Origin of the sequence: Bacteroides bouchesdurhonensis, assembly GCF_900155865.1 — a bacterium.
Lineage (GTDB): Bacteria > Bacteroidota > Bacteroidia > Bacteroidales > Bacteroidaceae > Bacteroides > Bacteroides bouchesdurhonensis.
Window position 1 is genome coordinate 2,160,047 of the sequence record NZ_LT707006.1, and the last position, 24,516, is coordinate 2,184,562.

Consider the following 24,516-nt stretch of genomic DNA (forward strand, 5'->3'; position numbering starts at 1 on the left):
CCATTATCAATTCTTCATTAGAAATGAAAATAAGAATACTTGGAAGTGGAACATCGACCGGAGTCCCTCAAATTGGTTGTAAATGTCCGGTTTGTACTTCCGTTGACCCGAAAGATAACCGCTTGCGTGCGTCTGCTATCATAGAAACAACTGATGCACGTATACTCATTGATTGTGGTCCCGATTTTAGAGCCCAATTATTGCATCAGCCTTTTGAGAAGATTGATGGAGTGCTTATTACTCACGAGCATTATGATCATGTCGGTGGATTAGATGATTTGCGTCCATTCTGCCGATTCGGTGCTGTGCCTATCTATGCGGAGAAGTATGTGGCGGATGGATTACGTTCCCGTATGCCTTATTGTTTTGTAGACCATAGTTATCCTGGAGTTCCTAATATTCCTTTACAAGAAGTTGTTGCTGGGCAAGCTTTTATGTTAAATGAAACAGAGATACTTCCGTTGCGTGTCATGCATGGACGTTTGCCGATTTTGGGCTATCGTATCGGACAGGTAGGATATATCACTGATATGTTAACTATGCCCGAAGAATCTTATGAACAATTAGCGGGAGTAGATGTTTTGGTTATGAACGCGCTTCGTATAGCTTCACATCCTACTCACCAAAATTTAGAGCAGGCGTTGATTGCCTCAAAGCGTATTCGGGCAAAGGAAACTTACTTCATACATATGAGTCATGACATGGGGTTGCATGCGAAAGTAGAGAAGGAACTTCCTGAAAATATTCACCTAGCGTTTGACGGACAGGAAATCTATCTTTGATTGCGAGTGGATTTTTTAGCAAAAGTTTTGTTTTCTTTGTAGAAATTATTATTTTTGCCCCTAGCCGATAAACAACGAATATTATGAAACTTAGTACAATTGTGAAAATCGCAATCACTTCTTCTGTGCTACTTTTGTGCACAGGATTTGCTTTGTACTCCTATTTCAAGTTGTCAGCTGCTGATGTACGGAAAGACTTTAATCTGTATACTTTAGTGCCATCCAATGCTACTGCTGTTTTTGTAACAGGCGATGCTGCCGAATTGGTAGCAGAAATCGAAGAATTGACTTGCAGTAAGAATCAACAATATTTGCATGTATCCAAACTCTTTTCCTCTTTGAAGGATTATCTTTATTCTCTTCAAGAGGATGCTCCACATGGATTAAGCCGACAGATGAATCGATTGCTGATTAGTTTCCATCAACCGGATAACGACCATAATCAGGTCCTTTATTGTCGTTTGGGAGATGGTGACCGGAAGCTGGTAGATAAGTTTGTTCAGAAACATCTTTCTGCTGCCTATCCATTTAAAATATTTAAATATAAAGGCGAAGATATTTATATATATCCAATGTCTGATGGCGACTTTCTGGCTTGTTATCTGACGCCGGATTTTCTAGCTCTCAGTTATCAGAAAAAACTTATTGAAGAAGTTATTGATACCCGTAAAACTGGTAACTCCATAGCTTCTGATTCTACTTTTATCGAAGTAAACGGTCCGAGAAAAACTACCTCTACAGCTACTATTTATGCCCGTATGGACGGAATGATCGGATGGACGGAGTTTGATATGAAGTTAAAAGACGATTTTATTTATTTTTCCGGTATTAGCCATGATGTAGATTCATGTTTTACATTTATTAATGCACTTCGTCAGCAGGAAGCTGTTAAGGGATTTGCAGGAGATGCATTGCCATCTACTACATTTTATCTCAGTAGACAAGGTGTTACAGATTGGGCATCCTTATTGGCTTATGGTGAGAGGCAGGAATATGCTGTTGCTACCCGAACCAGAGAGATACTTGATCGTGATAAAGAACTATCCCGATATCTAATAGAGAACACCGGTCAAGATTTGGTAGCTTTTCTTTTTCAACGTGAAGACTCTTTATTGGGACCTGCTGCTGTCATGGCACTTTCCATAACCGATGTGCTAGAAGCAGAAAGAATGCTGCGTTCCTTTGTAGAAGCAGCTCCATTGGAAGAGGGGGAACGAAGAAACTCCCGCATCTCTTTTTATTATTCTCCAGATAAAGCTTATCCGGTCTATAAATTGCCTCTTACAACATTGTTTTCTCAATTGACGGGTTTTTCAGAGTCTCCAATACATATTTATGCTACATTTTATAGCGGACGTTTGTTACTTGCTCCTGATGAAGATAGCCTATTCCGTTACATCAGACAACTGGATAAAGGAGAAGTTTTGGATGGCGCATTAGTTTATCGTGCAGGAACAGGAAGTTTGTCCGATTCGTATCATTTTATGTTAATGGCAGATTTTGGGCAGTTGCTTGATCAATCAGGAAACCATTATCGTTTTATTCCGGATTTTTTCTCCCGTAACTCTGATTTCTTTCGTAATTTTGTGATTTTTGTTCAGTTTACCTGTGCGGACGGAGTCATTTATCCTAATATTGTATTAAAGTATAAAACTGAATAATTAAATAACCGAAGTTTAATATATAATGAAGATTCAACAAAAGCAATATAGTGAATAAAAAAAACTTCCAACAAAATAATGCTGAAAGTTTTTATATATAAATCTCTAAAATGAGTCTGATATTTAGAATGGCAGATCATCTTTCGCATCTCCTGTTGTGAAATCCGGAGTTGCAGATGGTGCCGGAGGAGGAACAGGAACTCCCGGTTGCATAGCTGCACCTGCGCTGACGCGTTCAACTTTCCATGCACGGATACTGTTGAACCATCTATCTTGCCATTGACGGGCATCAATATCGAATGATACGGTCAATTCTTCGCCCATCTGAATATTGAATTGCTCGATTTTGTCTGCGCCAAATACGTCAAAGCACATTTTACGCGGATATTGGTCATGGTTTTCAATTACATACTCTTGTGATTTCCACTCGTTTCCGCTAGTCTTTGAGACCCCACCTCTTGGAGAGAGGATAGCGATAATTTTTCCTGTAAATTCCATTGCGATAAATTTAAATTCTGGGGCGAAGTTACGATTTTTTAGTAATATCCGGTACATAAAACTTGTTTTTTCTTTTGTTTTATTGGGCGACATGAATCTTTTTTTCTAACTTTGTGCGTTAGAACAATAAAAACTTAAATACACGAAAATATATGAAATTTATCGTTTCAAGTACTGCTCTTTCCAGCCATTTACAGGCTATCAGCCGCGTAATTAACTCTAAGAATGCGCTGCCTATTCTCGATTGTTTCCTTTTCCAATTGGAAGATGGAACATTGTCTGTGACTGTTTCTGACAGTGAGACAACTATGGTAACTACAGTAGAAGTGAATGATAGCGATGCAAACGGATGTTTTGCCGTAGTGGCAAAAACTTTGCTCGACGCTCTGAAAGAAATTCCTGAACAGCCGCTGACATTTGAAGTTAATCCGGCTACTTTTGAAATCACAGTGCAGTATCAAAACGGAAAATATAGCCTGATGGGGCAGAACGCGGATGAATTCCCGCAATCGGCTACATTGGGAGGTAACGCAGTCCGGGTAGAAATGGAAGCAGATATATTATTGGGGGGTATCAACCGTTCTGTTTTTGCTACAGCCGACGACGAACTTCGTCCGGTAATGAATGGTATTTATTTCGATATTACAACAGAAGATATTACAATGGTTGCTTCGGATGGTCATAAACTCGTACGTTGCAAGACATTGGCTGCTAAAGGTAATGAACGTGCTGCTTTCATATTACCGAAGAAACCGGCTACATTGCTCAAAAACCTACTTCCGAAAGAACAGGGTACAGTCACTATCGAGTTTGATGAACGTAACGCTGTATTTATGCTTGAAGGATACCGTATGGTTTGTCGGTTGATTGAAGGTCGTTATCCGAATTACAATTCGGTTATTCCTCAAAACAATCCGCATAAAGTAACGGTGGACCGCCAGCAATTGATCGGAGCTTTGCGTCGTGTATCTATTTTCTCTTCGCAGGCAAGTAGCTTGATCAAGCTGCGTATGCAAGAAAACCAGATTGTGATTTCTGCACAGGATATCGACTTTTCCACTTCTGCAGAAGAGACACAAGTTTGCCAGTATGCAGGAGCTTCGATGAGTATAGGATTCAAATCTACTTTCCTGATTGATATTTTGAATAATATATCAGCAGAAGAAGTGATTATAGAACTTGCAGATCCGTCACGTGCCGGAGTTATTATTCCGGTAGAACAAGAAGAGAATGAAGACTTGCTGATGTTGTTGATGCCGATGATGCTAAATGATTAATTAAAATGAAATTAAACCTGAAAAATCCTATTGTTTTCTTTGATTTAGAGACAACCGGAACTAATATAAATACAGATAGAATTGTTGAAATCTGTTATTTAAAAGTTTATCCTAACGGGAATGAAGAATCAAAAACTATGCGTATCAATCCCGAAATGCACATTCCGGAAGCTTCATCTGCCATACATGGTATATTTGATGCCGATGTAGTAGATTGTCCGACTTTCAAGGAAGTTGCAAAAAATATAGCCAGGGACATTGAAGGGTGTGACTTGGCTGGATTCAATTCCAATCGTTTTGATATTCCGGTACTGGCTGAAGAATTCCTTCGTGCAGGAGTAGATATCGATATGACTAAGCGCAAATTTGTTGATGTGCAAGTTATATTTCATAAGATGGAGCAACGCACTCTTTCTGCTGCTTATAAATTTTATTGCGAGCAGAATCTGGAAGATGCACATACTGCCGAAGCCGATACACGTGCCACTTACGAAGTATTAAAAGCGCAACTCGATCGTTATTCGGAACTCAAAAATGACATTGCCTTTTTAGCTGACTATTCAAGTTATACTAAGAATGTAGACTTTGCCGGACGAATGGTATATGACGATAACGGAGTTGAAGTATTTAACTTTGGGAAATATAAAGGTATGTCCGTTGCTGAAGTATTGAGGAAAGATCCTGGATATTACAGTTGGATTTTGAATAGTGATTTCACGTTGAATACGAAAGCAGTACTAACTAAAATTCGTTTGCGTGAAATGAGTAACCTGATTACAAAATAATGTTGAAAGGAAAAAAAATAGTTCTTGGAATTACCGGTAGCATCGCGGCTTACAAAGCCTGTTATATTATTCGTGGATTGATAAAGTGTGGAGCAGAAGTACAAGTTGTTATCACTCCGGCGGGAAAAGAATTTATTACGCCTATTACTCTTTCGGCACTGACCGGCAAACCTGTTATTAGTGAGTTTTTTGCTCAACGGGATGGTACTTGGAATAGCCATGTTGATCTGGGATTATGGGCGGATGCTATGTTGATTGCTCCTGCCACAGCTTCCACTATTGGGAAAATGGCTAATGGGATAGCAGATAACATGCTGATCACCACTTATCTTTCAGCAAAAGCTCCGGTATTTGTAGCTCCGGCTATGGATCTTGATATGTATGCCCATCCTTCTACTCAAAAGAATTTGGATATATTGCGTTCCTATGGTAATCATATCATCGAACCGGCGACAGGTGAACTTGCCAGTCATTTGGTAGGTAAAGGACGTATGGAGGAGCCGGAAAATATCGTTCGTATATTGGATGAATTCTTCTCTACAAATTCGGATTTACAGGGAAAGAAAATCATGATAACAGCTGGGCCTACTTATGAAAAGATTGATCCGGTTCGTTTTATTGGCAATTATTCTTCGGGAAAAATGGGATTTGCTCTGGCAGAAGAATGTGCCCGGCGTGGAGCAAAAGTAACATTGATTGCCGGACCTGTTCAGTTGAAAACGCAGCATTCAAATATTCATCGTATTGATGTAGAATCAGCTCAGGAAATGTTTGTGGCTGCACAAATGTATTATCCGGATTCTGATGCAGGAATTCTTTGTGCGGCAGTAGCTGATTTCCGTCCGGAGACAGTAGCCGATAAGAAGATCAAGCGGGAAAAAGATGAAGGACTGACTTTACAGCTTCGGGCTACACAAGACATTGCAGCTAATTTAGGATCACTCAAGCAAAAGGGGCAGTTATTAATAGGGTTTGCTCTCGAAACCAACAACGAGCAACAGAATGCCGAAGGTAAGCTCGAACGTAAGAATTTTGACTTTATAGTCTTGAATTCTCTTAACGATGCGGGAGCGGGTTTTCGTCATGATACAAATAAAATTAGTATCATTGATCGGAAAGGTCGTACCGATTATCCGTTGAAACCTAAAACAGAGGTTGCACAGGATATCGTCGATCGTTTAGTGTTATCACTGTCTCCAAATTCATAAATTACAATTCATAATTCGAAGAAAGTGTTACGTTCATTATACATTCAGAATTACGCGTTAATAGAAAAACTGGATATCAGTTTTGAAACAGGGTTCTCCGTTATTACGGGTGAGACGGGAGCTGGCAAATCAATTATCTTGGGAGCTATCGGTCTGCTGCTTGGTCAGCGTGCCGATGTGAAAGCCATTCGCCAAGGAGCTTCAAAATGCATAATAGAAGCACGTTTTGACATTTCTGCTTATAATATGCGTCCGTTTTTTGAAGAAAATGAACTTGAATATGATACAGAGTGCATACTTCGGCGTGAAGTGCAGTCGTCCGGAAAGAGCCGTGCTTTTATCAACGATACGCCTGCTTCCTTGGTTCAAGTGAAGGAGTTAGGTGAACAGCTGATTGATGTTCATTCACAACATCAGAATCTGTTACTTAACAAAGAAGGTTTCCAATTAAATGTACTTGATATTCTTGCGCATAATGATGTAGCATTGGAGGAGTACTGCTCATTATACAATGAATGGCGTCAGACAGAACGTGGATTGTCAGAATTAGTGGCATTGGCAGAGCAGAGCAGGGCGGATGAAGATTATATTCGTTTCCAATTGGAGCAATTGGAAGAAGCCAATTTATCCGAAGGTGAACAGGAAGAGTTAGAGCAAGAAGCGGAGACATTGAGTCATGCTGAAGAAATTAAAGCTGGATTATACCGAGTCGAGCAAGCTTTTGCATCTGATGAGGGTGGGTTGCTTTCTTATCTGAAAGATAGTCTGAACACGCTGAATACTCTTCAAAAAGTGTATCAGCCAGCCGGAGAACTAGCTCAACGAGTAGAAAGCACATACATTGAATTAAAGGATATATCGCAGGAAGTTTCTTCACAAGGAGAATCTGTGGAATTTAATCCTGCCAGATTGGACGAAGTAAACGATCGCTTGAATCTGATCTATTCATTGCAACAGAAGCACCGGGTACAGACTGTAGGAGAATTAATCACTTTGACAAATGAATATCGGGATAAACTCTCCGCAATCACTTCCTATGACGAACGAATTGCCGAATTGACCATACGTAAGGAAGCACAGTTTAAAAAGGTGAAAAAGCAGGCCGAAGTACTGACTAAGGCACGTGCTACTGCTGCTCGTGAAGTGGAAAAGCAACTTGCTGCCCGCCTGATTCCATTGGGAATGCCCAATGTCCGCTTTCAAGTGGAAATGGGATTGAAGAAAGAACCCGGAATGCAAGGAGAGGACACGGTCAATTTCTTGTTTTCCGCTAATAAGAATGGAATGTTGCAAAGTATTTCGTCGGTAGCTTCAGGAGGTGAAATAGCTCGTGTCATGCTTTCGATAAAAGCAATGATTGCCGGGGCGGTGAAACTTCCTACTATTGTATTTGATGAGATAGATACCGGGGTTTCCGGTGAGATTGCCGATCGTATGGCAGACATGATGCAGGAAATGGGAGATTCTAACCGGCAGGTTATCAGCATAACTCACTTGCCGCAAATTGCTGCTCGGGGTCGTGCTCATTATAAAGTATATAAGAAAGACAGCGATACGGAGACAAACAGTCATATCCGTCGTTTGACTAATGAAGAAAGGGTAGAAGAGATTGCTCATATGCTGAGTGGTGCTACGTTGACAGAAGCAGCACTAAGTAATGCTAAATCCCTTCTGACACGCAATTAAAAATAGAAATAACCAAGATAAATAATAAGTAAATAGATAGCATGCTCGATAAAAGTGAAATGATTTTCGGTGTTCGTGCCGTGATAGAAGCTATTCAGGCGGGGAAAGAGATCGATAAGATTCTGGTAAAGAAAGATATTCAAAGCGATCTTTCCAAGGAACTTTTTGCAGCCTTGAAAGGGACGTTGATACCTGTACAACGTGTACCGGTGGAACGTATCAATCGTATTACCCGTAAGAACCATCAGGGAGTAATCGCTTTCATTTCTTCCGTAACCTATCAGAAAACCGAAGATTTGGTTCCGTTCTTGTTCGAACAAGGAAAAAATCCTTTTTTCGTGATGCTGGACGGTGTGACTGATGTTCGTAATTTTGGTGCGATTGCCCGTACTTGTGAATGCGCTGCCGTTGATGCAGTAATTATTCCGGCACGGGGCAGTGTATCAGTGAATGCCGATGCGATGAAGACATCGGCAGGGGCGTTGCATACTTTACCTGTTTGTCGCGAACAGAGTCTCCGGAACACTTTACAATATCTGAAAGATAGTGGATTTCGTATTATAGCAGCCACTGAAAAAGGTGATTATGATTATTCGAAAGCTAGCTACACAGGTCCTCTTTGCATCATCATGGGTGCGGAAGATACAGGAGTCTCATATGATAACCTGGCACTTTGCGACGAATGGGTAAAAATTCCAATGTTAGGAACGATCGAATCACTGAATGTTTCCGTAGCTGCCGGAATACTTATATATGAAGCTGTAAAACAAAGAAATAACGACTGATATGAAGAAGATTTTAATCCTACCTTTAGTGTTCGTTTGCCTGATTCAGGGAAGCATGGCGCAAGTAACTCCGAAATGGGTAGAGAAGGCGAAACGTGCAGTCTTTTCTATAGTGACATACGACAAGAATGATAAGATGCTAAATACCGGAAATGGATTTTTTGTATCCGAAGATGGATTGGCTCTTTCAGATTATACCCTTTTTAAAGGGGCTCAACGTGCAGTGATCATTACTCCGGATGGAAAAGAAATGCCGGTAAATGTTATTTTGGGGGCTAATGATATGTACGATGTTATTAAATTCCGTGTTGCAATCACTGAGAAAAAAGTTCCCGCATTGACAGTGGCTACTACTGTTCCGGCAGTCGAATCTGCTGCATGGATGTTGCCTTATTCTACGCAGAAGAGCATAGCTTGTGAATCCGGTAAAGTAAAAGATGTATCTAAAATAGCGGGTGAATACCATTATTATAAATTGGGTATGCCGATGAAGGATAAAATGGTAAGTTGTCCGGTGATGAATTCGGAAGGGCAGGTCTTCGGAATATCGCAGAAGTCTTCCAGTGCTGATTCTGTGAATACTTGTTATGCTGTGGGAGTAGGATTTGCTATGTCTCAGAAGATGAGTGCTCTTTCATTGGGAGATGCGACTTTGAAGAGTATTGGTATTCGAAAAGGGCTTCCTGAGGAGGAAGAACAAGCATTAGTTTATCTCTATATGACTGCGACTCAATTGCCTGGAGAAGAATACTTAAAAGTATTGGATGAATTCATCACACAGTTCCCTAACAATACTGAAGGTTATTATCGTCGGGCCGGTTATAATATAGCCAATGCCAAAGGTGATGAAACGATGCTTGATAAAGCGGCAGCTGACTTAGAGCAAGCGTTGAAGATTGCTCAGAAAAAGGAAGATGCCTATTATAGCATTGCCAAAATTATGTATGCCTATCAGCTAGAAAAGCCTGAAAAGACTTATAAGGATTGGACTTACGATACTGCATTGGCTAATGTCCGTAAAGCAATAGAATTAGATCCTCAACCTGTGTATACGCAGTTGGAAGGTGATATTCTTTTTGCTAAACAAGACTATGCCGGTGCGTTGGCTAGCTATGAAAAAGTAAATGCCAGCAATCTTGCTTCACCTGCTACATATTATAATGCTGCTAAAACAAAAGAGTTAATGAAAGCTGACCCGAAAGAAGTCTTGGCGTTAATGGATAGTTGTGTTACCCGTTGCCCTAAACCACTTACCGCTGACTATGCTCCTTATGTTTTGGAACGTGCTCAAATGAATATGAATGCGGAGGAACCCAGAAAGGCACTTTTGGATTATGATGAGTATTTTAAGGCAGTGAATGGTAATGTTAATGATGTTTTCTATTATTATCGTGAACAGGCAGCTTTGAAGTCCCGCCAATACCAACGTGCATTGGACGATATTGCCAAAGCAATTGAACTGAGTCCGAAAGACTTAAATTATCAAACTGAACATGCTGTGGTTAATCTGCGTGTGGGGCGTTATGATGAAGCAATACAGATATTAGATAAGGTCATAAATGAAGATCCCAAATATGGAGAAGCATATCGTTTGCGTGGACTTTGTAAGGCACAATTGAAAAAGACTGATGATGCTTGTATCGATTTTAAGAAAGCAAAAGAGCTAGGCGATCAGAATGTCGATACACTTATCGAAAAATATTGTAAATAGCCGGAATATATTTGCATAATAGATTGAGCCCCTACTAGCTGGAAAAGTTAGTAGGGGCTCTCATTTAGGGGGAACTCATAACTCTTTCTCTCTCTCCTCATTCTCCCCATTCATAAAGTTCAGGTTTTAGGTCTTAATATGATAAATAGGTCTGATTTCTTATTCCTTTTATAGATTAAATGCAGAAAAACTTCAGATACTGCATCGCATACAACTTTTTTTTTCAGGTTTGCTGTTTCATACACATACGATTTTACGCTTTAAATGACTAGCTTATTTTTATATAATGAATACCGGATTATTTATAGGAGGTACAATGACATACATAGACGTAGCGAAGGAAAATAAAAACATTGGGAAGTTTGTCTTCAATCTTCCCAATGTTTGAATTCAATCATTGAAAAGTTTTTTTTTAACTTCCCAATGTTTTTCTAGTGTGTTCAAAACGACAAAACGACAAAAACGACATATGACGCTATTTGCCATTCGCTTTCTATATAAAATATGATATATGTATTTGATTATCATAGTATTAAGTGGCTTATGTAACCTGTTTATTTTGCGAGAAACTAATCCGTAATTTACGTCGGCTTTGATAGCGTTATTGGTAGTAGATGTATCATAAATTTGATTGATAAATATTCTTCTTATATCAGGATATTTAGGTAAGTGCCTTTCTGCCCAAGCGGTGATGACAGTATGGAAATGAATAGTGTATTGTTTTCAAGGATATATCACTTTGGAAAATTAGGAGGATTTTTTTACATGCTTTGTGGAAAATTAGGGGGCTTTTTCGATATTCTTTGCCTTGCTAATATTTTTTGTCTGCTTCCTTCTCTCTCGGAATAACGTCATATGTCGTTTTTGTCGTTTTGTCGTTTTGAGTGGAAGGAGAAATAGTGAAATATAAAGTGGCATGCTTGCTGATAATATATTGATAACCAGCGTGTAATATTGATATTGCTCCTTTGAATGTAAAAACGTTTCCTTAAAAGAAGTCTATAATCCTACGTAATACGGATTTTGGGATATATTGCCTTTTCGGGCTCCTCAAACCGGTTTGAACAGGTCGTTGTATCGCCTTCCGAGAACTGGCAGTTTTAAAAAATGTAGGACAAAAGGAGGCATTCAAACTCTTTCTTTCCGTTGGGGGAATAAGTAAAATAGCACAAGCGACCTTCGTCTTTGCAGGCAGGATCGCTTTCCGGTTTCTCATAGGAGTGGACAACCGGAAGAATGAGTTATTGTTATGCAATGGGACGGAATCTGGGTATAAAAGAAAAAGGATTTAAAAACTTTCTCCTAAAAACTTTATATATTCCTTGAACTATATTACTTTTGCTCGACACTATTTTTTATAGTAAATGGAAAACTGATAAACAGAAAAAAGAGTAGTTATGAAAAAAGTAATTTGCAGTGAGAAAGCTCCCGGAGCTATCGGTCCCTATAGCCAAGCTATTGAGGCTAATGGAATGGTATTTGTTTCCGGACAGTTGCCGATTGATGCCGTATCAGGACAGATGGCAGAAGATATAGAAGGACAGGCACGCCAGTCATTAGAAAATATAAAACATATCTTGGAAGAAGCTGGATTGACGATGGCTGACATCGTTAAGACAACCGTGTTCCTCCAAGATATGTCTTTGTTTGCCGGAATGAATGGCGTATATGCTACTTATTTCGATGGAGCGTTTCCGGCACGTTCGGCTGTTGCCGTAAAGGCATTGCCGAAGGATGCATTAGTGGAGATTGAGTGTATCGCGGTTCGCTAACAGATCTGCTACAATAAAACTGCTGCCTCCCACAAAGATAAAGTCTTCCGGGGGGCAGTTTTCTTTTGCTGCCCGTACTGCCTCCACAACAGTAGGATAAGAGCTACCTTTTAGACCGGCTTCGGTAGCCATCTTCATCAATTCGTTTTCCGGTAGGGCACGTTTCACACTCGCTTTGGTAAAATAGTATGTAGCATCTTTGGGCAATAATTTCAGCACACTACTGATATCCTTGTCATTGACCATACCGAAAACGATGTGAATATTCTTATGTTGTTCTTGATGAATTGTTTCAAGCTGTTCGCAGATGTATCGAATGCCATCCTCATTATGTCCTGTATCGCAGATAAGATCCGGATACGATTGCAGTTTTTGCCAGCGTCCCATCAAACCTGTCATTTCGCACACATTGGCCAATCCTTGGTAATAATCCTTGGGCTTCAAATTGTATCCCAGCTTTTTGAGTACATCCAGCGCACATAAGATGGTCTGCATGTTTTCTGTTTGGCAATTACCGGTTAATTCATAGAAAATCCCGACTACGTAATCTATACTTTGATAAGCAAATACTGTTTTCCTATGGTCGATTAATCTGTTGAGGGTATGGAAACATTCATCAGGATAAAGCATAGCGAAATATCCATATTCTGATGCATTATCACTTTGTGTGATAATTTCCAGTAACCGTCTGACTTTTCGCAGATCATCGACACCCATTAGCGTATAATGGCTATTTTTCTTTCTCAGTTCTTTCGCATAAAAAATAGGAGCTTCCATTTCTTTTGCCTTTAGTGTGAAGACACGTTTCACCGATCCTTCTGCATTACCGATGATTATCGGAGTCTTGTGCTTGATAATACCTGCTTTTTCCTTGGCTATTTTAAGCAATGTATTTCCAAGATATTGCGTATGATCGAAGCTGATGTTGGTGATAATACATAAATCAGGCTGAATGATATTAGTGCAATCCAATCTTCCTCCCATGCCAACCTCAATAACGGCTACGTCTACTTTCTGATCGGCAAAATAGCGGAAGGCCATGGCAGTAGTCAGCTCAAAGAATGAAGGATGCAAAGGTTCGAAGAAAGACCGGTGTTCTTCTACAAAACGAACTACGTATTCCTCCGGTATCATTTCTCCGTTAATACGGATACGCTCGCGGAAATCAATCAGATGAGGTGAGGTGAACAAACCAACCCGGTAACCGGCAGATTGTAGAACTGCCGCAATGGTGTGCGAACAGGAACCTTTGCCGTTAGTTCCGGCAATATGAATAGTTTTAAATTGTTGGTGTGGGTGTCCGAAATACTCATCTAACTTGTGGGTAGTCTCTAATCCCGGCTTATATGCTTTTTCTCCTATCTGTTGAAACATAGGTACACTCTCATATAAGTACTTTAAAGTGTTCTGATAATCCATGTTTTATAATATTTAACTCAGGACAATCTTTTTTGCCCGTTTATTTGTTTATCTTTAGAACCATCAATCAGCCATTACACAAGTGATTGATGAATGAGATTGCAAATATCAACATTAAAATCTAAGAAATCATGGGAACCAAGAAAAATTTTGTATTAGACACGAATGTTATTCTTCACGACTATAATTGTTTGAAGAACTTTCAAGAAAATGATATTTATCTCCCTATTGTTGTATTGGAAGAACTGGATAAGTTCAAAAAAGGAAATGAGCAAATAAATTATAATGCTCGTGAGTTTGTTCGTGAACTGGATACATTGACCGATGATGATCTTTTCTCTAAAGGAGTGAAATTGGGGGAAGGCTTGGGGCGGTTATTTGTTGTGACCGGACTTGTGGAGGCTCCTAAAGTACAAGAATCGTTTCCTGTAAAGAAGCCGGACCATTTGATTCTGGCGGTAGCCGAAAGCCTGGCAGCAAAGAATCCGAAAGTAAAGACGATCTTGGTGACAAAAGATGTAAATCTGCGTATGAAAGCGCGTTCTATTGGCATTCTTTGCGAAGATTATATTACGGATAAGGTACTCAATGTGGATGTCTTTGAAAAGTCGAATGAGATATTTGATAATATAGATCCTGCATTGATCGACCGTATTTATTCTTCGAAAGAGGGAATTGATCTGGGAGAGTTTGATTTTAAAGACTTAATTCATCCTAATGAATGTTTTGTTCTAAAGAGTGACAGAAATAGCGTATTAGCGCGATATAATCCTTTTACACATACCATTACTCGAGTAACGAAAGCACGTAACTATGGGATTGAACCACGTAATGCCGAACAAAGTTTTGCTTTTGAGATTTTGAATGATCCGAACGTAAAGTTGGTAGCACTGACGGGAAAAGCAGGAACTGGTAAGACTTTATTGGCCCTTGCCGCAGCTTTAGGAAAATTGACGGAATACAAACAGATTTTGTTAGCTCGTCCCGTAGTGGCTCTTTCTAATAAGGATATAGGCTTCCTTCCGGGTGATGCCCAGGAAAAGGTGGCTCCTTATATGCAACCTTTATTTGATAATTTAAATGTGATTAAACGTCAGTTTGCTTCTAATTCAAGTGAAGTGAAGCGGATTGAGGATATGCAGAAGAGTGAGCAGCTGGTTATTGAGGCATTAGCCTTTATCCGGGGACGAAGCTTAAGTGAAATGTATTGTATTATCGATGAAGCTCAGAACTTGACTCCGAACGAAATAAAAACTATTATCACACGTGCCGGAGAAGGTACGAAAATGGTGTTCACCGGTGATATACAGCAAATTGACCAGCCCTATCTGGATAGTCAATCCAATGGTCTGGTTTACATGATTGACCGTATGAAGGATCAAAACATCTTTGCGCACGTCAATCTTGTGAAAGGTGAGCGAAGCGAGCTTAGTGAATTAGCAAGCAACCTGCTGTAATTTAAAAATAAAAACTTAAAAACGAAGAATGAAGAATTGGCTAGCACTATAATGCTGCATAGCAATTCTTCATTCTTCATTTATAGTTCTTCTTTCAAAATTTATTCTTTCTTTCCGAAGTATTTTAAGAATTGAGTGCGTTCGAATGTATTGATGCCTTGTACATCTTTGGCGTTCAGTTTTCCTTTGAATTGGGCAATTGTCTCAAATCCTTTCCGGTCCATCCATGTATTGAGGAAGCGTGTAGCTTCTCCGATAAACGTATTGGTATTCTGGTAGATGGCACTGCAAACTTCCACAGCTGACGCACCGGCGAGGATTGCTTTAACAACGGATTCCGGCTCTGCTACCCCTCCGGAGGCTGCATAATCGATCTTGTCTACTACAGAAGAGGCAATTCCAATCCAACGAAGTGGGGTGGAAAGAGCTGAGGCTGTACTGAATATTTCACCAGATGTATGCTCCATTTTCTCGATATTGATATCCGGTTGATAAAAACGGTTGAAGAGAACAACTGCAGCTGCACCGTTTGCATATAATTGATTGATTAATGCCACAGGATTACTTAAGTTGTCACCCAACTTCATGATTACCGGAATCTTGATTGTCTTTTTGATGTGAGATAAAATATCGATATGGCGTTGTTCAAATGAGCCGTATGTGTATTGTACATCCGATTGTAAAGCCAGTATATTGATTTCCAAAGCGTCGGCACCTGCCGCCTCAATGTGTTTGGCAAAGTCGATCCATTCGGAATCTGTATAGCAATTAATGCTGGCAATGATTGGAACGGAGCAGACTTCTTTGCTTTCTTTGATCAAAGCCAGATATTCAGATAACTTATGTTCGCGGATGTATTCTTCTAAATAATCACTGCCTTCCGGATAGTAAGCGGGATCTTTCAACTGATCTGCTTCCATCAGAATTTGTTCTTCGAAAAGTGATTTCAGTACGATAGCACCTGCGCCGGCATCGGCTAGTCTTTTATTTTTGCCGGCACTGTTGGTTAGCCCCGAGCTACCAATAACAATAGGGTTTCTAAGGGAAAGCCCTGCAAAAGTAGTTTTTAAATCGGCCATGGTATTTATGATTGATTAATTATTGTAATTTCTTTCTCCAAATATTTTGCTTCCTACACGTACCATCGTACTTCCTGCGGCAATCGCTTGGTGATAATCATGTGACATACCCATCGAGAGCTCACGAAAATAGGTTGAATCGGCAAAACAAGTTGTCTTTATTTCCTGAAAGAGTCTATCAAGTAAACGGAATTCACTGTCAATTTGTTCAGTATTATCCGTATTGCTAGCCATTCCCATAAGCCCGCAGAGACGTATATGGGAGAGTTCCTTCCATGCTCCTGCAGCTAACATCTCTTTGCATTCTTCTGGACTAAATCCGAACTTGTTTTCTTCTTGGGCAACGTGGATTTGTAAAAGGCAGTTCACTATGCGGCCCGCTTTGGCGGCCTGTTTGTTTACTTCCTCCAATAGTTTATAAGTATCAATCCCATGTATCATCGCTACGTATGGTATCATGTATTTGATTTTGTTCGTTTGCAAATGTCCAATGAAATGCCACTCGATGTCTTTGGGCAAACTTTCGTATTTCGCTGTCATTTCCTGCACTTTGCTTTCTCCAAAAATACGCTGTCCCGCCTGATATGCTTCTTCTATCGCTTCATTGGGATGGAATTTTGAGACAGCAACTAACCGGACTCCTTGAGGAAGTTCGGTTAGTACTTGCTTTAAATTGTCAGCAATACTCATGATTACTTATGCTTTATTAGGATCAAATTCCGGTTTATCATTAGGTTCGGAGCTATAAGGATATACATCCATAATAGCAGTTTCGGCTACTGAACCGATTTGATAATCTGCCATTGTGCCTTTCATGCCTTCATCCAGCTTCTTAACTGCATCACGTAAGTCGGCAGCCTGTACCAGTACTTGTGTAGAAGTCTTTTTCTCTGCACCGCTTTTCTCGTCAAGAGTGATAAAGATGAGTTTGCACTTGAACCAACGGTCAGCACTTTCTTCATCACTGGAAAACAATTCGCTATAGTTGGCACGTTTGATATCCGAAACTGTGAACTCTCCTGATATAAACGGTGTCATCTCTTCAATAATACGTGCTTCTGCTTCCGTAAAACTAAGAGCATCAACAAGATAAGGTTCGGTTACTTTCTTTTGCATTCCATTCTCCATTACTTTTTCATAACGAATTTTACATTCGAACCATGTATGCATTGCCATAATCTTTCTTCTTTTTTTAATTAATTGATTGATGTAAATTGGCTACAAATATATGAAATAAAACCGAAAATTAGAGAGGAATAAAAAATAAACGAGCGATTTTGACGATGACTAAATTGTGTGGGCAGTGTGGATTCAAGTGATCAATATCGTAATAAAGGAAATGGCATTTAAGTAAAGTTCTATGTTTCTCAACATTTTCATGCAAATAAATGAATAAAAATATCTGTATGTGCTAAGCTATCACTAATTTTGCTGAAATGGAATCTCTCAATTAAGAGACACAGAAGTTTCGCGATAAAAATAAATAATCACTAATAGTTTGTTGTTATGTTGGAAAATGTAATTAGTGGATGTGTGGCAGAAGTTTCGAAAACAGTAGAGGCTGACGTAGAGAACAATGGTTTATTAACGGATTTATTACATGATGGTTATTATTCACTTGCAATGTTTATAGCATTGCTGGCTATATTGGCGGTCATATTTAGCTTTAAAACTTCCCGGCGTTTTGTAATCAATCATTTAAAATACATCGCTCTGGCTATATTTCTTTTGGGGGTAATCCTCTACGGAATAGGATATAATGAAGAAAATTCCGGTTCCGAATGGAATTTTATTGCTTTGGGATTCCGTTCTGTCTTGTCTTCATTAGAGATGTTCATTTCACACTCTGATCTGATTGAGGTCGATGAAGTATGGCATCATTGCCCAATCTATATGTCTGCTTTCTCTTTAGTTCATTTCTTGGCGGTGTTAGTGAGTGCTATATTTGTCGTTCAACTATTAGGTTTCCGTTTAATCTCATGGATTCGAATGATTATACTCTGGGTCCGGACAATCTTCGGTAAAAAACTGAATCTTTATATATTCTGGGGATTTAATGACATTTCATTTACTTTGGCCAGGGATATCATTGAGGTAGAAGGAGCCAAAAGAGAAAAATTGAAGAAAGAAAAACATAATAAGATAGAGAACTATAAAATTATATTTGTCGCTCTGCCTTCGGAAGAAAGTGGCAGTCATCAAAGATTTACATTCAGCCATTTCTTTAGCGGAAGTTCTCATGGAAAAAGCAAGTTGGATAAATGTGAAGATCTGAATGCGTTGGCGATCTATAGTAATAAAAATCTTTCGGCAGACGATGTAGCTACGGAAGAAACGTCTAAGGAATGGACTCTCTTTAAGCAAGTTGGATTAAAAGTCCTTGGCAGACTGCTGAAGAAAGTTAATTCCGCAAAAATATTTTTCTTGTCTGATAATGAAGATGATAATATTAAATCAACTTTAATAATGCGATTGGCGGCCTCTAAAGGTGATGCCAGTTTACAAAACAAACCTATAAACATTTATTGTCATGCCAGACGTGATAACCAAAACATTATTCTTGAGAATATGGCATTGGACGGAAATGAAACATCCAACATCACTGTACGTATAATAGACTCTTCTTATCTATCGGTACTATCATTGAAAATGAATCCGGCTTATCATCCGGTAAATTTTGTGAAGAAGGATACCAGTCGTGCTGTTGTTCAGTCACCTTTCACTGCTTTAATCGTTGGCTTTGGGGAAACAGGGCAAGATACACTGAAATTCCTTTATGAGTTTGGGGCTTTGGTGGGAGAAGATGGACAAAAAAGTGCATTTAAATGTTATGCCATAGACCAGAATATGGATGCTTTGCGAGGTGACTTTTATATGAAAGCTCCCGCACTGGTTGGTAATAATGAAGTAGAACTTATTCAGTGTTCGAACCAGACACCACAGTTCTGGGATAAACTACGTGAAGTTATAAATCAACTTAATTATGTAGTAATTGCTATTGGAGACGACCAGAAGAGTATATCATTGGCCATAAACTTGTATGAATTTGCTTGTCGATACAGGGAGAATCACTTAGAATATTTTAAAATTTTTGTCAGAAGCTCTTATAACTCCGAGAAAAACATTCAATTGAAGGATATTGCGAACTATTATAATCAAAGTAACCGGGAGAGTCTTGGGGAAATTATAATTTTTGGAACTACAAAAGAAGTGTTCACTTATGATATGGTAGTGAACGACAGAGTTAAAAAGGATGCAATGGGATTTTTGAATGTTTATGAAGATAAAATGGTGGCCGACATGGAAAGTCCTGAATATTCGAAACTCTGGAATGACAGGCATAATGTAAATACAACCATAGAAAAATATAGAAGTAAGAATAATCCTAAAGCCAAACCGACTATCAGGCATTTTGTTATTCAAGATATAAAGCGACAGGAATCTCAGGATATGGCGAATGTCTATCATGTGGCTACTAAACTCCGGCTAGCAGGAATGTATGATGCTGGTTTAGATGAGTTAAACCATATTTGTGAATGTTTCTCTGGTAAAGTAGTGACAGATACAGGTATTAATTATCCTGATGCCGACCCACATCTGAATGAAATGATGAAGAACCTTGCAAAATGTGAACATCTCCGTTGGAATGCTTCTCACGAGATGATGGGATACACCAGAAATGAAGATACAACTTCTGCCTATATCATAGCTCAGAAACATCATTGCCTGGTGGCATGGGATGAAATGGATGGTTTGAATCTTGGTAATTATAAAGAATATGATTACAAGGTAGTTGAAACAACCTTTAGGCTCAAAAAAGATAAATGATTCTTCTTTTCATGGTTATTAGATGGATGGAGTATTGCAGATATACAACGGATTTCTGAAAATAAACTAAGTAGCCGGAAATATTCACTGAATACTTCCGGCTACAAATGAGAGATAGGATTAGGTTAGAGTTGTTTTCTTTTATGTATCCTTCTCAGTTCGAACGAAAGCATGACGCGGAAAAGTCCGATGATGAGGAAGGTGAAAGAAATCATATAAACTGCATACAAAGCTCCGATAGCGGGTTGCCATAAAATTAATAAAGAACAGATGATGGCAAGAATACCGAATGCCATATACCATCCCCAATCCCGGGTGCCATAACGTTTTAGATCAATGGAGTATCCGGTTGAAGAGAACCCCCGGAACATAAGCCAGAAAGCAATGATAATTGGGATAACTTCCATGCTTACCATTGGATAGGCAATCAGGTAAACACCTAAGATGAAGTCTATGATACCTCCGACAATATACCATCCCCAGCTCGGAACTCTCTGCCGATTGCTAAGAGCAAAAATGACTTCCAGAATACCGCTGATTAGCATGGAGATGCTAAAAATAATACTAAGAGCCATGTAGCTGCTAAGAGGTGAGAACATAAGGCTTATGGCCACGATGATATACACGATCCCTAATAGGAGAGAGGTCCACCAATTTTTCACTGAATCTTTAATCTCATTGAATACTGTTTCCATACATTTTTTATTTTAGATAAATACTTGATGATTTGTGGATGAATAACAAATTGATTTTAGAAAAGGTTTACTATTGAACATATTTAGACTTTCGATTGTTGTAATAATAAAGTAATTCAAAAATATAGATGCATTATGGCAACAACAAAATTCAAAGGACAACCGGTGAAACTGATCGGTGAATTTATACAGGTTGGTAAAGTAGCTCCTGATTTTGAGCTGGTGAAAACAGATTTATCTTCTTTCTCGCTGAAAGACCTAAATGGTAAAAATGTGATTCTAAATATTTTCCCGAGTCTGGATACAGGTGTTTGTGCTACGTCAGTTCGCAAATTCAACAAATTGGCTGCGGGTTTGAAAGATACAGTCGTGCTGGCTATTTCTAAGGATCTTCCTTTTGCACATGGACGTTTCTGTACAACAGAAGGGATTGAAAACGTGATTCCATTGTCGGATTTCCGTTTTTCTGATTTTGATGAGAGTTATGGTGTACGTATGGCAGATGGTCCATTAGCTGGATTGCTGGCACGTGCAGTAGTCGTGATAGGAAAAGATGGAAAGGTAGCTTATACGGAGTTGGTTCCGGAAATTACCCAGGAACCCGATTATGATAAAGCGTTAGCTGCTGTGAAATAAATAACTTCATTTCTTATTTGTTCTTCAACAAGAACAATCAATAGATCTTAAAATTTTTGACCTAATAAGAACTTGTATATCGATTTTGCCTTTGGCAAATTCAACGGCTCTTATTAGGTCGTGTGTTTTCATACTAAACCTCAACTATATATTATATGAATAAAATGCAATCTTTTTTCATCGCTCTTGTATGCTTGGGTGCTGGATCCTTATCGGCTCAAACGGCTGATACAACAAATATCTCTCCTTGGACAAAAGAAGGATTTGCCGGATTGAAGATGACACAGGTGAGCCTTACAAACTGGGCGGCCGGAGGCGACAATTCCATTGCTTTCGACCTACAAGGTGCTTATCAGGCTAATTATAAGAAAGGAAAACATTTGTGGAATAACCGTATCGAACTGTCTTACGGATTGAATAAAACCGGAGAGGACGGTATGAGAAAGGCAAATGATAAAATCTACTTGAATACGAATTATGGATATTCGATAGCTAAAAACTGGTATGCCAGTGCATTTGCTACTTTTCAAACTCAATTTTCACCCGGATATGATTATAAAGTAAATAAAGACGTAGCTATCTCTGAATTTATGTCTCCTGCTTATCTGACTACCGGTCTTGGTTTCACTTATGATCCGGGTAAGATATTCACTGTTGTATTGTCTCCTGCCGCATGGCGTGGAACATTTGTGCTGAATGATCGTTTGTCCGATGAAGGAGCATATGGAGTCGATCCCGGTAAACATCTGCTTTCGAGTTTTGGTGCTAACCTGAAAGGGGAGGTAAACTATGAGTTTCTGAAAAACATGACAGTATATTCACGTCTGGAACTATATTCGGATTATTTGCATAAGCCTTTGAATATAGATGTGAATTGGGAAGTACAGGTGAATATGATTATTAATAAATGGTTCTCAACCACATTGACCACTAATCTGATGTATGATGATGACGTGAAAATTGTACAGAAAGACGGTAGTAAAGGATCAAGAGTCCAGTTTAAGGAAATATTAGGCGTGGGAGTTCAGTTTAATTTCTAACTTGATTTGTTTATGAAAAGAGGTGTCAGAAGTGTATAAATGTTGTTATACAGCTTTTGACACCTTTCTTTTATTTTTTCTTCAATGCTTTGTAAGCCAGGAATCCTACGACAAATACTCCGATCGCGATAAAGCAATAACCGATTTCGTGGCTGTATACCGTAACTTTAGCAATCAGTTGTTCTTCGCTTTCAATGCCCGGTACCGTAGAAAGATAGTATCCGATAATTGCCAGAATCGTATTCCATAATCCGGCTCCTAATGTTGTATAAATCAGGAAGGTGGATAATTTCATCTTTGCCAGGCCAGCCGGGATGGAGATCAATTGGCGTACTGCCGGAATTAAACGTCCGATGAAAGTAGATAAAGCACCATGTTGGTCAAAATATACTTCAGCGTGATGAACCTTAGCTTCATCGATCAGGCACATATGTCCGATGCGGCTGTTTGCGAATTTGTAAATGATAGGACGTCCCAACCATTTAGCCAGAAAGTAATTGATTAATGCTCCGATATTGGCTCCGATAGTAGCAAATAAAACTACCAGATAAATATTGAGTTCTTCATTGACAGCTGCTTTGTATGCAGCGGGGGGAATGACCACTTCAGAGGGAAAAGGGATAAAAGAGCTTTCGATGGTCATTAATAAAGTGATGGTCCAATAATTGAGGTGATCCAGGCACCATTGGATAAAAGCTACTGATTCCATGCGTTTTACTAATTGTTTGGGGTGATTTGAATTATTTATTTCCTTTTTCTTTCTTCATGCGTTCCCGTACTTCTTTAAGTATCTGTTCTCCTTTTTTAGTGCGATCAAAAGGTTGGGACAACAACTCTGAAATCATATCCTCATTGATCGGATGGGTCGTTTCATTATTGTAACGGAAAAAATCATCGACTCTACCTTCTATCAAGGCTAGAGCAGCTAGTCTTCCTGCAACATTTTCATACTTAGGATCTATCTTATACGCTTCTTCATAGCAAATCTTTGCTTGAGACAACATCTCTTCATCTGAATAGGCAGTAGCAATCAGAAACCACATTTCTGCGTTGGAATCGTTGTTCAATGCCACTTTGAAGGCATTAAAGGCTTCTTCATCCTTTCCTTCTTTCAGATAGATTTTTCCCTCAGTGAAATCGACTATTGGTTCGTTGGGATTGATCTTTCTTGCTCTTGCACACATCTCATGTGCCTCTTCATGGTTACCCAATTCAAAGGTAGCTAGAGCAGCGTTAGTATAAGTATCTACCAACAATGGAGAATTGTCGTCTCCTTTTTCTTTAAAAAGCCGGATCACTTCAAGATAGCATTGATCAGCCTTTGACCAATCTTCTTTGTTGGTATACGCCATTCCAATGAACATGTTTCCTACTTCAGGAGCAATAGCCTTATATTCGATCGCCTTTTGATAGTCGGCAATTGCTGCATCGCAGTTGTTCAGGCAGAAGTAGCTATGAGCACGATACGCATAGGCTTCTCCGAATTTCTCATTAGCAGCCAGTGCGAAGTCACAGGCTTCAATTACTTTTTCACTATTTTCTAAGACAAAATAGCATTTAGCCAGTCCCACCCAATAAGAGGCATTGTAGGGATCAGCGTCAATCAATTGATTGTATTGGAGGATGGCAGCCTCGGTCTGGTTGGTTATTGCAAGGTAATCGGCAGTTACTGCGATAAAGTCTTCATCAGTTCCATACGTCTTTTTCCCATTATCCAACCATTCTTTGGCGCATTCGGGATAGCCCATATCCAGATAAAGATAGACGATATTGATTATTGTTTCCAATTCATCGGCTTCCTCTATCGTATTTATTATATATTGAGCGGCTTCCAACTGATCTTCACTAAGCAATAATTCCGCTTTCAGCATTTTCACTTCTGTGCTGTATTCTTCGGTGATACTGTTGGCAACTTCTTTCGCTTTATGTATCCTTTGCGTATCCAGATATAGATAAGCTTGCTTTATCAAGATATCTGTATTTTCAGGATGCAGGTAAAGACCGTAATTGATGACTTCCTGTGCTTCTTTGAATCTTCGTTCAGATGCATACCGGTCGGCAATATCGGCGAATTGGTCTCCGTCCAAATAAATTTGGTGGTTTTCGGCTTTTGCCATTTCATATTGTTCGATCAGTTTGTTTAACTCCTGACCATCGGACGGTGAATTTTTTCTCCCCATTCTAATTTTTTTAATTT

At 39.3% G+C, this 24,516-nt stretch carries 21 protein-coding genes; 13 read left to right on the forward strand and 8 right to left on the reverse strand.

From position 1 onward, the window contains the following. The first annotated feature begins 23 nt into the window (after positions 1-23). Both CZ225_RS08730 and CZ225_RS08735 read left to right on the forward strand, forming a co-directional pair. A complete protein-coding gene (locus CZ225_RS08730; protein ID WP_077153807.1) occupies positions 24-782 on the forward strand; it encodes an MBL fold metallo-hydrolase in 759 nt (252 codons plus the stop codon). A gap of 83 nt (positions 783-865) precedes the next feature. Next, entirely contained in the window at positions 866-2,443 is a 1,578-nt protein-coding gene (locus CZ225_RS08735) for a DUF3352 domain-containing protein (protein WP_077153808.1), read from the forward strand. Positions 2,444-2,566: 123 nt separating this feature from the next. Here CZ225_RS08735 and CZ225_RS08740 read toward each other — a convergent pair whose 3' ends face one another. Beyond that, complete coding sequence (locus CZ225_RS08740; protein WP_077155760.1) at positions 2,567-2,941, reverse strand: DUF3127 domain-containing protein; 375 nt, start codon at positions 2,939-2,941, stop codon at positions 2,567-2,569. 152 nt (positions 2,942-3,093) lie between these two features. Between CZ225_RS08740 and dnaN the strand changes: the two genes are divergently transcribed. From dnaN to CZ225_RS08780, 7 genes are all read left to right on the forward strand, one after another. Beyond that, positions 3,094-4,218, forward strand: coding sequence for a DNA polymerase III subunit beta (gene dnaN, locus CZ225_RS08745; RefSeq protein ID WP_077153809.1), 1,125 nt, complete (start codon positions 3,094-3,096; stop codon positions 4,216-4,218). Positions 4,219-4,223: 5 nt separating this feature from the next. Beyond that, positions 4,224-5,003 (forward strand): 3'-5' exonuclease, encoded by a 780-nt coding sequence (locus CZ225_RS08750; RefSeq protein WP_077153810.1) that lies wholly within the window; start codon positions 4,224-4,226, stop codon positions 5,001-5,003. Beyond that, positions 5,003-6,211, forward strand: coding sequence for a bifunctional phosphopantothenoylcysteine decarboxylase/phosphopantothenate--cysteine ligase CoaBC (gene coaBC / locus CZ225_RS08755; RefSeq protein WP_077153811.1), 1,209 nt, complete (start codon positions 5,003-5,005; stop codon positions 6,209-6,211). Before CZ225_RS08750 ends, coaBC begins: the two co-directional genes overlap by 1 nt. 24 nt (positions 6,212-6,235) lie before the next feature. Further along, positions 6,236-7,897: a DNA repair protein RecN gene (gene recN / locus CZ225_RS08760; RefSeq protein ID WP_077153812.1), complete on the forward strand. Its 1,662-nt coding sequence runs from the start codon at positions 6,236-6,238 to the stop codon at positions 7,895-7,897. Positions 7,898-7,938: 41 nt separating this feature from the next. After that, positions 7,939-8,682, forward strand: coding sequence for a 23S rRNA (guanosine(2251)-2'-O)-methyltransferase RlmB (gene rlmB / locus CZ225_RS08765; protein ID WP_077153813.1), 744 nt, complete (start codon positions 7,939-7,941; stop codon positions 8,680-8,682). 1 nt (position 8,683) lies between these two features. Beyond that, the gene (locus tag CZ225_RS08770; RefSeq protein WP_077153814.1) at positions 8,684-10,393 is read left to right on the forward strand and encodes a serine protease; all 1,710 of its coding nucleotides are present in this window, start codon (positions 8,684-8,686) and stop codon (positions 10,391-10,393) included. A 1,397-nt stretch (positions 10,394-11,790) separates the two neighbouring features. Continuing rightward, complete coding sequence (locus tag CZ225_RS08780; protein WP_077153815.1) at positions 11,791-12,165, forward strand: RidA family protein; 375 nt, start codon at positions 11,791-11,793, stop codon at positions 12,163-12,165. Here the strand turns inward: CZ225_RS08780 and CZ225_RS08785 are convergent. Continuing rightward, positions 12,133-13,584 carry a bifunctional folylpolyglutamate synthase/dihydrofolate synthase gene (locus tag CZ225_RS08785; RefSeq protein ID WP_077153816.1) on the reverse strand — a complete coding sequence of 484 codons (1,452 nt, stop codon included), beginning with the start codon at positions 13,582-13,584 and terminating at the stop codon, positions 12,133-12,135. The two genes, CZ225_RS08780 and CZ225_RS08785, sit on opposite strands and share 33 nt — an antisense overlap. A 131-nt stretch (positions 13,585-13,715) precedes the next feature. Between CZ225_RS08785 and CZ225_RS08790 the strand changes: the two genes are divergently transcribed. Beyond that, positions 13,716-15,041 (forward strand): PhoH family protein, encoded by a 1,326-nt coding sequence (locus tag CZ225_RS08790; protein WP_077153817.1) that lies wholly within the window; start codon positions 13,716-13,718, stop codon positions 15,039-15,041. Between the two features lie 101 nt (positions 15,042-15,142). Here CZ225_RS08790 and CZ225_RS08795 read toward each other — a convergent pair whose 3' ends face one another. From CZ225_RS08795 to CZ225_RS08805, 3 genes are read right to left on the reverse strand one after another with little or no spacing between them, the layout of a single operon-like run. Next, positions 15,143-16,120, reverse strand: a complete 978-nt coding sequence (locus CZ225_RS08795; protein WP_077153818.1) for a dihydroorotate dehydrogenase-like protein — start codon at positions 16,118-16,120, stop codon at positions 15,143-15,145. Positions 16,121-16,135: 15 nt separating this feature from the next. Further along, a complete protein-coding gene (locus tag CZ225_RS08800; RefSeq protein WP_077153819.1) occupies positions 16,136-16,810 on the reverse strand; it encodes a YggS family pyridoxal phosphate-dependent enzyme in 675 nt (224 codons plus the stop codon). Between the two features lie 6 nt (positions 16,811-16,816). Then, a complete protein-coding gene (locus tag CZ225_RS08805) occupies positions 16,817-17,296 on the reverse strand; it encodes a DUF4494 domain-containing protein (protein WP_025075786.1) in 480 nt (159 codons plus the stop codon). 330 nt (positions 17,297-17,626) lie between these two features. Here CZ225_RS08805 and CZ225_RS08810 point away from each other — a divergent pair, with 330 nt between their 5' ends. Further along, a complete protein-coding gene (locus CZ225_RS08810; protein ID WP_077153820.1) occupies positions 17,627-19,948 on the forward strand; it encodes an MFS transporter in 2,322 nt (773 codons plus the stop codon). Between the two features lie 125 nt (positions 19,949-20,073). Here the strand turns inward: CZ225_RS08810 and CZ225_RS08815 are convergent, their stop codons facing one another. Beyond that, positions 20,074-20,643, reverse strand: coding sequence for an HdeD family acid-resistance protein (locus CZ225_RS08815; protein ID WP_077153821.1), 570 nt, complete (start codon positions 20,641-20,643; stop codon positions 20,074-20,076). Between the two features lie 135 nt (positions 20,644-20,778). Between CZ225_RS08815 and tpx the strand changes: the two genes are divergently transcribed. Both tpx and CZ225_RS08825 read left to right on the forward strand, forming a co-directional pair. After that, positions 20,779-21,279, forward strand: coding sequence for a thiol peroxidase (tpx, locus tag CZ225_RS08820; protein WP_077153822.1), 501 nt, complete (start codon positions 20,779-20,781; stop codon positions 21,277-21,279). A gap of 155 nt (positions 21,280-21,434) precedes the next feature. Beyond that, positions 21,435-22,319, forward strand: coding sequence for a DUF3078 domain-containing protein (locus CZ225_RS08825; RefSeq protein ID WP_077153823.1), 885 nt, complete (start codon positions 21,435-21,437; stop codon positions 22,317-22,319). Positions 22,320-22,389: 70 nt separating this feature from the next. Here the strand turns inward: CZ225_RS08825 and CZ225_RS08830 are convergent, their stop codons facing one another. Continuing rightward, positions 22,390-23,028: a DedA family protein gene (locus tag CZ225_RS08830; RefSeq protein ID WP_077153824.1), complete on the reverse strand. Its 639-nt coding sequence runs from the start codon at positions 23,026-23,028 to the stop codon at positions 22,390-22,392. Between the two features lie 31 nt (positions 23,029-23,059). Further along, complete coding sequence (locus tag CZ225_RS08835; RefSeq protein WP_077153825.1) at positions 23,060-24,499, reverse strand: tetratricopeptide repeat protein; 1,440 nt, start codon at positions 24,497-24,499, stop codon at positions 23,060-23,062. Positions 24,500-24,516: the final 17 nt, after the last annotated feature.

Coding starts and splice junctions, on each gene's coding strand:
- CZ225_RS08790 (WP_077153817.1), top strand. CDS start 13,716: ATGGGAACCAAGAAAAATTTTGTATTAGACACGAATGTTATTCTTCAC.
- CZ225_RS08740 (WP_077155760.1), bottom strand. CDS start 2,941: ATGGAATTTACAGGAAAAATTATCGCTATCCTCTCTCCAAGAGGTGGG.
- CZ225_RS08735 (WP_077153808.1), top strand. CDS start 866: ATGAAACTTAGTACAATTGTGAAAATCGCAATCACTTCTTCTGTGCTA.
- tpx (WP_077153822.1), top strand. CDS start 20,779: ATGGCAACAACAAAATTCAAAGGACAACCGGTGAAACTGATCGGTGAA.
- CZ225_RS08805 (WP_025075786.1), bottom strand. CDS start 17,296: ATGGCAATGCATACATGGTTCGAATGTAAAATTCGTTATGAAAAAGTA.
- CZ225_RS08780 (WP_077153815.1), top strand. CDS start 11,791: ATGAAAAAAGTAATTTGCAGTGAGAAAGCTCCCGGAGCTATCGGTCCC.
- rlmB (WP_077153813.1), top strand. CDS start 7,939: ATGCTCGATAAAAGTGAAATGATTTTCGGTGTTCGTGCCGTGATAGAA.
- CZ225_RS08770 (WP_077153814.1), top strand. CDS start 8,684: ATGAAGAAGATTTTAATCCTACCTTTAGTGTTCGTTTGCCTGATTCAG.
- CZ225_RS08815 (WP_077153821.1), bottom strand. CDS start 20,643: ATGGAAACAGTATTCAATGAGATTAAAGATTCAGTGAAAAATTGGTGG.
- CZ225_RS08785 (WP_077153816.1), bottom strand. CDS start 13,584: ATGGATTATCAGAACACTTTAAAGTACTTATATGAGAGTGTACCTATG.
- CZ225_RS08825 (WP_077153823.1), top strand. CDS start 21,435: ATGAATAAAATGCAATCTTTTTTCATCGCTCTTGTATGCTTGGGTGCT.
- coaBC (WP_077153811.1), top strand. CDS start 5,003: ATGTTGAAAGGAAAAAAAATAGTTCTTGGAATTACCGGTAGCATCGCG.
- CZ225_RS08830 (WP_077153824.1), bottom strand. CDS start 23,028: ATGGAATCAGTAGCTTTTATCCAATGGTGCCTGGATCACCTCAATTAT.
- dnaN (WP_077153809.1), top strand. CDS start 3,094: ATGAAATTTATCGTTTCAAGTACTGCTCTTTCCAGCCATTTACAGGCT.
- CZ225_RS08795 (WP_077153818.1), bottom strand. CDS start 16,120: ATGGCCGATTTAAAAACTACTTTTGCAGGGCTTTCCCTTAGAAACCCT.
- CZ225_RS08835 (WP_077153825.1), bottom strand. CDS start 24,499: ATGGGGAGAAAAAATTCACCGTCCGATGGTCAGGAGTTAAACAAACTG.
- CZ225_RS08800 (WP_077153819.1), bottom strand. CDS start 16,810: ATGAGTATTGCTGACAATTTAAAGCAAGTACTAACCGAACTTCCTCAA.
- CZ225_RS08750 (WP_077153810.1), top strand. CDS start 4,224: ATGAAATTAAACCTGAAAAATCCTATTGTTTTCTTTGATTTAGAGACA.
- CZ225_RS08810 (WP_077153820.1), top strand. CDS start 17,627: ATGTTGGAAAATGTAATTAGTGGATGTGTGGCAGAAGTTTCGAAAACA.
- CZ225_RS08730 (WP_077153807.1), top strand. CDS start 24: ATGAAAATAAGAATACTTGGAAGTGGAACATCGACCGGAGTCCCTCAA.